General features: G+C 44.3%; 13 protein-coding genes. 9 read left to right on the forward strand and 4 right to left on the reverse strand.

Annotated elements, in window-relative coordinates; genetic code table 11:
- The first annotated feature begins 22 nt into the window (after window positions 1–22).
- The 4 genes from UB32_RS03755 to thrB all read left to right on the forward strand — a co-directional run bounded on the left by UB32_RS03755 (window position 23) and on the right by thrB (window position 4,493).
- Window positions 23–1,000 carry a 2-hydroxyacid dehydrogenase gene (locus UB32_RS03755; RefSeq protein ID WP_044391313.1) on the forward strand — a complete coding sequence of 326 codons (978 nt, stop codon included), beginning with the start codon at window positions 23–25 and terminating at the stop codon, window positions 998–1,000.
- Window positions 1,001–1,186: 186 nt separating this feature from the next.
- Window positions 1,187–2,485, forward strand: coding sequence for a homoserine dehydrogenase (locus UB32_RS03760; RefSeq protein ID WP_044391314.1), 1,299 nt, complete (start codon window positions 1,187–1,189; stop codon window positions 2,483–2,485).
- Window positions 2,482–3,543, forward strand: coding sequence for a threonine synthase (thrC, locus tag UB32_RS03765; protein ID WP_044391316.1), 1,062 nt, complete (start codon window positions 2,482–2,484; stop codon window positions 3,541–3,543). Before UB32_RS03760 ends, thrC begins: the two co-directional genes overlap by 4 nt.
- On the forward strand, window positions 3,540–4,493 hold the full coding sequence (gene thrB / locus UB32_RS03770) for a homoserine kinase (RefSeq protein WP_241768415.1): 954 nt from the start codon (window positions 3,540–3,542) through the stop codon (window positions 4,491–4,493). The genes thrC and thrB overlap by 4 nt, the downstream gene beginning before the upstream one ends.
- Before the next feature lie 27 nt (window positions 4,494–4,520).
- On the opposite strand, the gene UB32_RS03775 is transcribed toward thrB, so the two are convergent.
- The gene (locus UB32_RS03775) at window positions 4,521–4,757 is read right to left on the reverse strand and encodes a NifU family protein (protein ID WP_044391318.1); all 237 of its coding nucleotides are present in this window, start codon (window positions 4,755–4,757) and stop codon (window positions 4,521–4,523) included.
- Window positions 4,758–4,909: 152 nt separating this feature from the next.
- Here UB32_RS03775 and UB32_RS03780 point away from each other — a divergent pair, with 152 nt between their 5' ends.
- Entirely contained in the window at window positions 4,910–5,236 is a 327-nt protein-coding gene (locus UB32_RS03780; protein WP_044391320.1) for a YuzD family protein, read from the forward strand.
- A gap of 100 nt (window positions 5,237–5,336) precedes the next feature.
- On the opposite strand, the gene UB32_RS03785 is transcribed toward UB32_RS03780, so the two are convergent.
- Window positions 5,337–6,404, reverse strand: a complete 1,068-nt coding sequence (locus tag UB32_RS03785; RefSeq protein WP_044391321.1) for an NAD(P)/FAD-dependent oxidoreductase — start codon at window positions 6,402–6,404, stop codon at window positions 5,337–5,339.
- Between the two features lie 204 nt (window positions 6,405–6,608).
- Here UB32_RS03785 and UB32_RS03790 point away from each other — a divergent pair, with 204 nt between their 5' ends.
- Window positions 6,609–6,848, forward strand: coding sequence for a YuzB family protein (locus tag UB32_RS03790; protein WP_044391322.1), 240 nt, complete (start codon window positions 6,609–6,611; stop codon window positions 6,846–6,848).
- A 59-nt stretch (window positions 6,849–6,907) separates the two neighbouring features.
- On the opposite strand, the gene UB32_RS03795 is transcribed toward UB32_RS03790, so the two are convergent.
- Window positions 6,908–7,603 (reverse strand): DUF2225 domain-containing protein, encoded by a 696-nt coding sequence (locus tag UB32_RS03795; protein WP_044391324.1) that lies wholly within the window; start codon window positions 7,601–7,603, stop codon window positions 6,908–6,910.
- 177 nt (window positions 7,604–7,780) lie between these two features.
- Here UB32_RS03795 and UB32_RS03800 point away from each other — a divergent pair, with 177 nt between their 5' ends.
- Window positions 7,781–8,143, forward strand: coding sequence for a HesB/IscA family protein (locus UB32_RS03800; RefSeq protein WP_044391326.1), 363 nt, complete (start codon window positions 7,781–7,783; stop codon window positions 8,141–8,143).
- Between the two features lie 59 nt (window positions 8,144–8,202).
- Here UB32_RS03800 and UB32_RS03805 read toward each other — a convergent pair whose 3' ends face one another.
- Complete coding sequence (locus tag UB32_RS03805) at window positions 8,203–9,198, reverse strand: NAD(P)/FAD-dependent oxidoreductase (protein ID WP_044391327.1); 996 nt, start codon at window positions 9,196–9,198, stop codon at window positions 8,203–8,205.
- Between the two features lie 367 nt (window positions 9,199–9,565).
- Between UB32_RS03805 and UB32_RS03810 the strand changes: the two genes are divergently transcribed.
- Window positions 9,566–10,783 carry an NAD(P)/FAD-dependent oxidoreductase gene (locus UB32_RS03810; RefSeq protein ID WP_044391334.1) on the forward strand — a complete coding sequence of 406 codons (1,218 nt, stop codon included), beginning with the start codon at window positions 9,566–9,568 and terminating at the stop codon, window positions 10,781–10,783.
- A 415-nt stretch (window positions 10,784–11,198) separates the two neighbouring features.
- The gene (locus tag UB32_RS19960; protein WP_157841608.1) at window positions 11,199–11,321 is read left to right on the forward strand and encodes a YuiA family protein; all 123 of its coding nucleotides are present in this window, start codon (window positions 11,199–11,201) and stop codon (window positions 11,319–11,321) included.
- Window positions 11,322–11,410: the final 89 nt, after the last annotated feature.

Here is an 11,410-nt window from a genome sequence, read left to right on the forward strand (position 1 = left end):
AACGCTTACAAAGGAGCTAGACATGAAGCCGTATATTTTTATCACTAGGAAACTTCCTGAAGAAACCATTCTTGAGCTTACGGAGAAATTTGACGTGAAAATGTGGGAGCAGGAAGATTTCCCCGCACAAAGGGAAGTATTGCTCGCGGAAGCAAAAAAAGCCAGTGGGATCATCACAATGCTGTCTGATAAAGTAGACGAGGAGCTGCTGTCTGCGGGTGAAAACCTGAAAGTTATTGCGAACCTTGCTGTTGGTTTTGACAATATCGATCTCAAAGCAGCTACCGAGCGCGGAATCATTGTCACCAATACGCCGGATGTGCTGACCGAGACAACCGCTGATTTAACCTTTGCTTTATTGATGGCTACGGCAAGGCGCATTGTCGAAGCCGCTGATTATATCAAGGCAGGCAAGTGGGAAGGCTGGAGCCCATACTTGCTTGCCGGGCATGATGTTTATGGGAAGACGATTGGGATTGTTGGGATGGGGAAAATTGGGGAGGCTGTTGCCCGCCGCGCCAAAGGATTTGGGATGGAAATTCTTTACCATAACCGTTCCCGCAAACCGGAAGCGGAAAAAGAGACAGGTGCGGTCTATCGTTCATTCGAGGATCTAGTATCTACCGCTGATTATGTTGTGTCCCTGGCTCCGTTGACTGATGAAACGAGACACCTTTTTACCGCAGATGTTTTTGCGAAAATGAAAAAAAGCGCGATTTTCATCAATGCTGGCCGCGGGCCGGTTGTGGACGAGCAGGCATTATATCATGCGCTCCAAAAAAAAGAAATTGCCGCTGCAGGACTGGATGTCTTTGAAAAAGAACCGATTCCAACGAATCATCCGCTGCTTGAATTGCCAAATGTAACCGCGATCCCACATATTGGCTCCGCAAGTACGGACACAAGGACCGCGATGATTAAGCTTTGCTGCACGAACGTCAAAGCTGTTCTCACCGGAGACAGCCCGAAGTCTATTGTCAATAATGCGGTGCTTCAATAAGGTGGAATCCTCCTTCTAACATCAAGGGGAGGATTTTTTTTACCCTTAGAACAGCTTGATGTTAAGCGGTTTCATGAAATATTTCTTTCCAATTATCTCTTGTAAAAGCACTGAGTCGTCGATATAATGTCTACTATATAAAAACAAATGTGTTTTTAAAAAACACAAAGAGAGAGGGAAGGGAAAATGCAGGCAATCTCGGTAGGACTTCTTGGATTAGGAACAGTAGGGTCGGGGGTAGTAAGAATCATTGAAAACCACCAGGATAAATTAATGCACCAGATTGGTTGTCCGGTGAAAGTAAAGAAAATCCTCGTTCAGGATATAGAAAAGGAAAGGTCGGTAAAGGTTGATCCTTCTCTCTTAACGATGGACCCAGCGGATATCATCGAAAATCCGGAAATTGAAGTGGTGATTGAAGTAATGGGCGGAATCGAAAATACCCGTGAATATATGCTGCAGGCACTGAGAAATAAAAAAAATGTCGTGACTGCAAATAAGGATTTAATGGCTGTCCATGGCTCGGAGCTTTTGACAGCAGCAAGTGAAAATGGCTGCGATTTATTCTATGAAGCGAGTGTCGCAGGAGGCATCCCAATCTTGCGCAGCCTCGTGGATGGGTTAGCGTCTGACAGAATCACAAAAATGATGGGAATTGTGAATGGAACTACAAATTATATTTTAACAAAAATGAGCCTGGAGGGACTTCCGTATGATAGCGTGTTGAAGGAAGCCCAGGAACTAGGATATGCAGAGGCGAATCCGGCAGCTGACGTGGAAGGGCTTGATGCTGCAAGAAAAATGGCGATTTTGGGAACACTTGGATTTTCCATGAAAATTGACCTCGATGATGTAAAAGTGAAAGGAATCACTGAAGTCACAGAGGAAGATCTGCAGTATGCGAGACAGCTTGGCTATACGATGAAATTGCTTGGGATCGCTGTCCGTGAAGGCGACAAAGTCGAAATATGTGTGGAGCCATCGCTGTTGCCGTCCTCCCACCCGCTAGCTTCTGTCAATAATGAGTACAACGCGGTATATGTGTACGGCGAGGCAGTCGGAGAGACGATGTTCTATGGACCAGGGGCAGGCAGTCTGCCAACGGCAACAGCCGTTGTGTCAGATCTTGTTGGGGTCATCAAGAACATGCGCCTCGGAGTGAATGGCCATTCTATGGTCACTCCGCAATACGAAAAACAGCTAATGGATGATGGAGAAATGAGTTCGAAGCATTTCCTCCGTCTGCATGTCCTTGATGAAGTTGGTGTCTTTTCGGAAGTCACCTCGCTGTTCGCTAAACATCAAGTCAGCTTTGAAAAGATTCTTCAAATGCCTTTGAAGGAACAAGGACTTGCGGAAATTGTCGTGGTTACACATCGAGCTTCACTTAAAGACTATCAAACCATTCTAATGGAGCTGCGTGACCTCAGGGTCGTGAAGGAAATCAAAAGTTCCTACAGAGTGGAAGGGAGTGTCAATCGATGAGGTGGCAAGGATTATTGAGGGAATATCGTGAATACCTGCCAGTTAATGACCATACCCCGATGCTAACCCTGAATGAAGGGAACACTCCGCTGATCCGGCTAGACCATTTGTCAGAGGAATGGGGCATTGATTTGCATGTAAAAGTAGAGGGAGTCAATCCGACGGGTTCATTTAAGGACCGGGGCATGGTGATGGCAGTCGCAAAAGCGAAGGAAGAGGGCAGTGATACGGTCATCTGTGCTTCTACAGGCAATACATCTGCCTCGGCGGCTGCCTATGCGGCGAGAGCAGGTATGCGGTGCATCGTCGTGATTCCTGATGGAAAAATCGCGATGGGGAAACTTGCTCAGGCGGTAATGTATGGAGCAAGCATCGTTTCGATCGAAGGCAATTTTGATGAGGCGTTAAAAATGGTCCGATTTATCAGCGAAAACGAACCAGTCACGCTCGTCAATTCGGTTAATCCATACCGGCTGGAAGGCCAAAAAACTGCCGCCTTTGAAATCTGTGACCAGCTGGGCGGAGCACCTGAAATCTTGGCAATTCCAGTCGGGAATGCAGGGAATATCAGCGCTTACTGGAAGGGATTCAAAGAGTATGATGCCATTAAGCAGACCGGTTTGCCGAGGATGTTTGGCTTTGAGGCAGAAGGTGCGGCAGCAATTGTGCAAGGAAAACCGATTGAACAGCCGGAAACAATCGCCACTGCTATTCGAATTGGCAACCCGGCAAGCTGGAACCTGGCTGTTGCTGCCCGGGATGAATCTGCGGGGACAATCGATTTCGTCACTGATGAAGAAATACTACAAGCATATAGCAAACTTGCCTCCACAGAAGGGATATTTGCTGAGCCAGGGTCATGTGCCTCTTTGGCTGGCATTCATAAGCTTCTGAAACAGGGAGGAATTCCTCGCGGTTCTCGAATTGTTGCTGTACTGACCGGAAATGGCCTGAAGGATCCTTCCACTGCCATCGATATCAGCACGATCTCACCGGTGCTGCTCCCAAATGACGAGAGGATCGTCAGCGAACATATCAGGGGAGTGGTCAGACAATGAACGAAGTCGGCGAATCGCAAGCTGATCGCATGATGCCAAGACAGGTTTTTGTAGTAAAAGTTCCGGCTAGCTCTGCGAATCTTGGCCCTGGATTTGATTCCCTTGCCGTCGCATTGAATCTTTATCTGGAACTGGAAGCTTTTCGAAGCGATCAGTGGGAGGTAGAATTGCTGTCTCCTTCCTTAATGGACTTTCCGCGGGATGAAAAGAATTATATCTGCCAAGTGGCGCTTCAAACCGCTTCCTTGTACAAGCAGAAAATGCCGCCGCTCCGAATGACTGTCAAAAGTGAGATTCCGCTGGCAAGAGGGCTTGGTTCCAGTGCGGCGGCGATTGTTGCCGGAGTGGAGCTAGCCAATGAATTTTGCGGATTACAATTGTCCGAACGAGAAAAATTAGCGATTGTTACCGAATTTGAAGGCCATCCGGATAATGCCGGGGCCAGCCTTTTTGGCGGTGTAGTCGTGGGCAGCCAAATAGGAACGGAAGTCGATTTAACGGTACTTGACCAGATTCAGTTTGATCCAATTCTTGTTGTCCCCCAGGAGGAATTATTGACCGAAATTTCACGGGATGTTTTACCGCAAGACGTGAAATTTTCGCGAAGTGTCCAGGCAAGTGCCGTTGCCAATCAGCTGCTTGCATCCTTGATGGTACAAAATTGGAAGCTTGCAGGCAAGATGATGGCTGCCGACTTGTTCCATCAGCCATACCGAAAGGAACTTGTGCCATTTTTTGATGATGTACGGGAAAAAGCAATTCAATCAGGTGCGTTCGGTGTTGCACTGAGCGGTGCTGGCCCGTCCATATTGTGTCTAACGGAACCAGGTAACGGGGATCAAGTCGCGGAAAAAATGAAACAGTGTATAAACGGAATGGAAATTATGAACTTGACCATCGACTGGACAGGGTGCAGAACGAGCATGAAAAAAAGCGGTTTTGCCTTATAAGGCAAAACCGCTTTATGATTCGTTCAATTAAAATACCTGTTCAACCTCAAGAACACCTGGTACTTCCTCTAAAAGGGCGCGTTCGATTCCAGCCTTAAGCGTGATGGTGGAGCTTGGGCAGCTTCCGCATGCACCCAGCAGGCGAAGTTTTACAATGCCATCATCCACATCCACTAGTTCGCAGTCTCCTCCATCGCGAAGAAGGAATGGACGCAATTTATCTAATACTTCCTGTACTTGCTCAAACATTTGCTGTTCAGTCATGTAAATCGACTCCTTTCATAATACTTATTATAATCTCAACGGCCGGAAAAATCTATTCAATTGAATAAAAACCTTAGAATACCAGCGTTATCCTTAGGCAACCCTCTCATCGGTATAGTAAAATAAAAGAAAATAGTAGGGGGTAATTGAAAATGGAGTGCAAAGAAGTAGAAATTGTTATATACGGCGCAGAAGTCTTATGTTCAAGCTGTATCAACCTGCCATCCTCAAAAGAAACATCCGAATGGCTCGAAGCAGCGATCAGCCGTAAATACAAAGATCAACCCTTCAAAATCACGTATGTCGATATTCATAATCCACCATCAGCGGGCGATAAAAAGGAATTCGCTGAAAAAGTTATCGAAGAAAACATGTTTTATCCCGTTGTCCTGATCGAAGGCAAAATCGTTGGCGAAGGGAACCCGAAATTGAAGAATATTTATGCTGAATTAGAGAAATATGGGTACATCCCAGCTTAAAGCATTCCGATTTGGAGTGCTTTTTCTATTTTACGTATTAGACCAGTTGCAAATAAAGCTTGGTCCTGCAAAAAAACCCGGGATTCCCCGGGTTTCACTATCAACCGTTATGATATTTATACATCCATAAAATACCTGACTTTAGCAGGCGTGCGGCTCGACCGGTAATCGGGCGGTCGGAGACAAGGCCAAAGCCGTGCTTTTTTCCGAGTGAACCGATCACACCTTTCAGCTTGATCGGCGGAAATGACTCAGGAGGTTCTTCGTTTTTCCAACGTTTTTGCAGCACTTGGACAATTTGCTCTGCTTGACCTTCTGCAAGCTGTGCGCTTGGTGCGTGGGGCAGGCTGGCGCAATCTCCGACTACATAGACATTATCATAGCCCGGCAAATTATGCTGTGGAGTAACCGCGGCGCGTCCCATCTCATCTTTTTCGACATTCATTTCGCGGACAAGGCGGTTTGCTTGAATACCGGCAGTCCAAACAATCGCATCACAGACAATCGGTTCATCGTGATTATAAAGGACGTTTTCCTGCACTTCGGTAATATTGGCATTGTTGATGATTTCGACATTGTGATTATCAAACCAATTTTCCACATACGTACTGAGACGCTCGGAAAATGCTGATAAAATATAATTTCCACGATCAAAAAGCATGATTTTTAAGTCTTTGCGACTTTCAGCTAATTCACTGGCAAGCTCGACACCGCTCAGGCCGGCACCAACGATGGCCACACTCGATCCGGTTGGCAAATTGTTTAGTGCCTGATAAGTAGCACGTGCTTTTTCAATCGTTTGGATGCTGCATGTGAAAGTGTCGGCACCGGGGACATTGTGATATTTGTCTTCACAGCCAAGGCCGATAATCAAGTCATCATATGCCACTGCGTCATTGTCTTGCAGTTCAACCTTATTTTCCTCAAGATTGATGGCGGTCACTTCAGCATATTGAACCTGAAGGCGGGGGTGTTCAGGGAAAGAAACGCGGATATGCTGATCGGAAATCGTGCCTGCAGCCAGTGCATAATATTCTGTTTTTAAGCAGTGGTAAGGAACGCGGTCAATCAATGTAATGGATACATCTTTCGGCAGCTCATTTGGCAGCAATTTTTGCAGGACGCGCATGCCACCATAGCCGCCGCCAAGAATAATGAGATTTCTCATGTGAATTTCCCCTTTTTTCACTCATCATGTATAGTTTATAAGCTCAATAGTAATGGAAGAATAACGATGAAAATTTATATCCTTTTTTTATTCCTTTAATCCATAAAAAGTATAACGAAATTGTGACGAAATAACAACAAGTTTAGACATTGACGAACTTCATGAAAAACGGTACGATTAAAAATTAGTAGAGAGGTGAACCAAATGATTAAGCCGATTGTTGAATTTTGTATCAGCAATCTTGCGAGCGGTTCTCAGCCAGCCAGGGCAGAGCTTGAACGGGATCCCGATCTTGACGTGATAGAATATGGATGCCTTGGATACTGTGGAAAATGCGCTATGTCCATGTTTGCACTTGTAAACGGAGATCCGGTAGCTGGGGACACTACAGAAGAACTGATTGAAAATGTTTATAAATACTTGGATGAAAATCCAATGTTTTAATAGGAAAAAAGCTGGCATGGAGATCCCTCGCCAGCTTTCTATTTGGGTTATGGAAACAATCAGTTTCCTGAATTAGCAGTTGATTCCCGCATTTCCTGCCAGCGATCTTTTGCAAGCTGAATGATTTGTGGCTCGACAGACTGTCTTTGTTTTTCGATGACCCTTGAGAAAAAGCGGACCGCGTCCTGAGTGAGCCCAATTCTTCGTGAAAGCTCGCCAATTAAATACATCAGGCGCAGCTCGGAAACTTGAGTGCCTTTATAATCTCCTGTGCTGTAAGACTCGGTATATTCCTTCAAGGCAAGTTTTAAAAAACGGTTTTCCTGTTCGATGTTTTCAGTAGAGCGGTACAGCCAGGCAAGCCTTATGTACAAGCCGGCGGAAACAATATGTTTTTCTTTCTTTAGTGAAGAACTATAGGCTGCTAACTTGAATGTATTCATTGCTTCCTGGACGGTCCGCTCCCCGCCATAGTGATGAGGAGCCCACTGATGGCAGATTTGCTCCTGGATGATCTGCTTTGTGCCTGGCGCAAAATAAGTGCTGAACTCATCGGTAAAAGAATAGCCGCACTCAGGGCATACATTGATATAATAAAAATTAGGATCTTGAAAACCATCGGCATACTGAGGAGCAAAGTCAGAATCAAAGCGGAGGATCTTCACGAAACGGGAGCGTACTTTCTTGGTCGTAAAAGAACTTTCACACATGGCACAAGTGTATTTTTTATCATAGAGAGGTTCTAGCTGAGCCATCGTTGTCACCTGCCAAATTTCCTATCGTTTTTTAAGAATGGTTAAGACTATTATACCAATTTATTTAGCTGCTGGCGGAAAAATTGTTAAAGATTATTCTTTTTCGGCTCAATTGGTTGAGGATTGGAAAAATGCTGTATATACTATAAGAAAAGCGCAAGTGGAGGTTTTCATCAAATGGAAAATATCGTAATCATTACAGAAGAAGCTGCATTGCAGATTAAAGATATGATGAAACAAAATGAGACCGAAGACGCTTTCCTGCGGGTTTCCGTAAAAGGTGGCGGCTGCAGCGGCCTGTCTTACGGAATGGGTTTCGCGCATGAAGTAGAAGATGGTGACAACCAGCTCGAACAGTATGGCATAAAAATCCTAGTCGATAAGGAAAGTGCTCCAGTTCTGAACGGCACGAAAATCAGCTATAAGCAGTCTTTAATGGGCGGCGGATTCACGATTGACAACCCGAATGCGATTGCTTCATGCGGTTGCGGCTCAAGCTTCAAAACAGCCATTCGTGAAGGAACACCTGAAGAATGCTAAATTTCTTCTTTAAAGTTAAAAACACAAAGAACAATATGTCCTTTGTGTTTTTTTCATTGCTATTTAAACATGGACGAACTGTGTAGTGGCTGTGTCTTCGCTTTTGGATCCATATAGGATTTTGCGTTGTTGACGGCTGTAGGTGCTTCGCCAAATCCTGTTGCGATCAGCTTGACTTTGCCTTCGTAGATGCAAATATCGCCGGCAGCATAAACGCCAGGGATATTCGTCTCCATTTTCGAGTTGACGGCGATGGCATTCTTTTCGATGTCAAGGCCCCATTCCTTAATTGGTCCAAGAGATGAAACGAATCCGAAGTTGCAGATGACCGAGTCCACGTCAACAGTAACTAATTCATCGCTGTTTGCGTCTTTAAGGACAAGCTGGCTGATTCTTTCGCCATCACCGATCAGTTCAGCTGGGATATAAGGTGTTTTGATATCAACTTTTGAATTTTCGAGGTTTTCAACACTGTGCTCATGAGCGCGGAACTTATCACGTCTGTGAACGATGGTTACCTGCTCGGCAATTGGTTCGAGCATTAATGCCCAGTCAACAGCAGAGTCTCCACCGCCGAGAACAGCGACCTTTTGGCCAGCGAACTGGTGCAAGTCTTCGATGAAATAATATAGGTTCTTTCCTTCATATTGGGCAGCACTTTCAAGTTCCAGTCTGCGCGGCTGGAATGCGCCGTTTCCAGCAGTGATGATGACTGTTTTTGTGTAGTGGACTTCCTTATCAGTAGTCAACTTAATATTTCCGTCCTCCAGCTTTTCCAGCTTTTCAACAGATTGCTCCAGAGCCGTAGTTGGTTCGAACTTCTTCATTTGCTCCTTAAGATTATGGACCAGCTCCTGTGCGCGGATTTTTGGAAAACCGGCTACATCATATATATACTTTTCAGGATAAAGTGCTGATAATTGCCCGCCTAATTGTGGCAGACTTTCGATAATCTTAACGGATGCTTGTCTCATCCCGCCGTAGAAAGCAGTGAACAGACCAGCAGGACCCCCGCCGATAATCGTGATGTCATAAACTTTTTGATCTTCTTTCACTCCATATCCCCCTCACTATGTAGTAAAATTGCTCCAAGTTTTATAATACCATAAATCGAAAAAATAAACTGCAAATCATAAACTATGGAATGGATGTACACACTATAATTCGTAGGAGAATCTCTTTTTCAAAAAGATAGTTATTGAAAACTAGTTATTTTCTGAATATTTCCAAGTTATATTAATTGCTTGAAAATGCGCCGTAAAAAGAATAAGATGGATGATAAGCAAGAATGTTAAGATTTTGTGACATTTTCAGGACATTTTTTTGAACGTTTTAGTGAAAAATATCACAAACTCATACAGGAATAATGGCTACCAAGAAAAAGGAAACCAAAAATATTTTAAAAAGGTGGAAGTGATCACTTTGAGAAAGCCAAAGATCGTAATTTTAGGAGCAGGATACGGGGGATTAATGACAGCAACCCGTTTACAAAAAACTGTTGGAGTAAACGAGGCGGACATAGTCCTTATCAACAAAAATGATTACCATTATGAAACTACATGGCTCCATGAGGCATCTGCTGGTACCTTGCATCATGACAGAGTCCGCTATGATGTTCGTGATGTAATTGATCGGCATAAGGTGGAGTTCATCCAGGGATCTGTTGAAGAAATAAAGATGGACGAAAAGCGGGTCATCCTTGAGAACGGGGACATTGAATATGATTACCTTGTCATCGCCCTTGGTGCTGAATCTGAAACTTTCGGTATCAAAGGTTTGAAAGAGTATGCTTTCTCGATCGTCAATGTCAACTCAGCTAGACAAATTCGGGAGCATATTGAATATCAATTTGCAACATACAATACAGAAGTCGAAAAGAAGGATGAGCGCTTAACGATTGTGGTAGGCGGTGCGGGCTTTACTGGAATCGAGTTTCTTGGTGAACTGGCAAATCGTGTTCCGGAGCTTTGCCGAGAATATGATGTAGATTACCATAAAGTCAAAATGATATGTGTGGAAGCTGCTCCGATGGTTCTGCCTGGATTTGACCCCGAGCTAGTGGACTATGCGGTTGCTACTCTTGAGAAAAAAGGGGTGGAATTCCGCATCGGTACAGCAATTAAAGAAGCGACCCCAGAAGGCATCATTGTTGCTAAAGGCGAAGATGATGTAGAAGAAATCAAAGCTTCCACAGTTGTTTGGGCAGCAGGTGTCCGAGGAAACTCTGTTATCGAAAAATCAGGAATCGAAGCTATGCGCGGCCGTGTGAAAGTGCAGCCAGATCTTCGTCTCCCTGGTTCTGAAGATGTATTCATTGTCGGTGACTGTTCGTTGATCATCAACGAAGAAATCAACCGCCCATATCCTCCGACTGCCCAAATTGCGATGCAGCAGGGTGAAGTGTGTGCGAGAAATCTTGCTGCATTAGTCCGTGGCAAGTCAGAACTTGAAACATTCACTCCAGACATTAAAGGAACAGTTTGCTCGCTTGGTGAGGATGACGCGATCGGGGTAGCGTTTGGCAAGAAAATGGTTGGTACAAAAGCATCCTTCATGAAAAAAATGATCGACAACCGTGCGCTTTATATGATTGGCGGACCATCAATGGTGCTTAAAAAAGGGAAATTCAATATACTTTAATCGATGTACTAAAACAGGCTCTAGCGGTGGGCCTGTTTTTCTTTTGGCCAAGACCAGTAAATGCTTTCTATTAAGAAAAGCACAGCTAATGGCATGCATCAGTGTTAACTTCGGACAGGTTTAGTGGAAAAAGCGGACAAGTAGTCCGAACTAGGGCCAAGTTCGGACAGGTTTAGCGGGAAAAAGGGAAAAGTAGTCCGAACTAGAGTCAACTTCGGACAGGTTTAGCAATTTTCACTAGTTTGTAACATTTTTATAATTTTCTGAAATTTAACGAGAACGGTAGGAAATCAAAGAAATAATAGGATGTATTCGCTTTCATATATGGTTTTCAGACTTTTTCATCACTTTGCAAATAGAAAGAGTTTCTGATATATTATCTGAAAGTTTAAAAAATTATTAGGAGGGATTTTTGATGAAGATGCAAGCCTCTGATCAAAAGGATTGTCCTTACTGTTCTGGAAAAGGCTATTTTCAATTGCTTCTTGGCGGTTCAGAAACATGCACCTGTTGTAGTGGTTCAGGAAAATCAAAATAATAACGCAAAACCATTTTGACCTTCGCAGCTTGCGGGGTTTTTCTTTTTTGTTTCGATTAGATGATACACAGCTTTGAGGAGTAAAAATT

Source organism: Mesobacillus subterraneus, from assembly GCF_000934845.1.
GTDB classification, from domain to species: domain Bacteria; phylum Bacillota; class Bacilli; order Bacillales; family Cytobacillaceae; genus Mesobacillus; species Mesobacillus stamsii.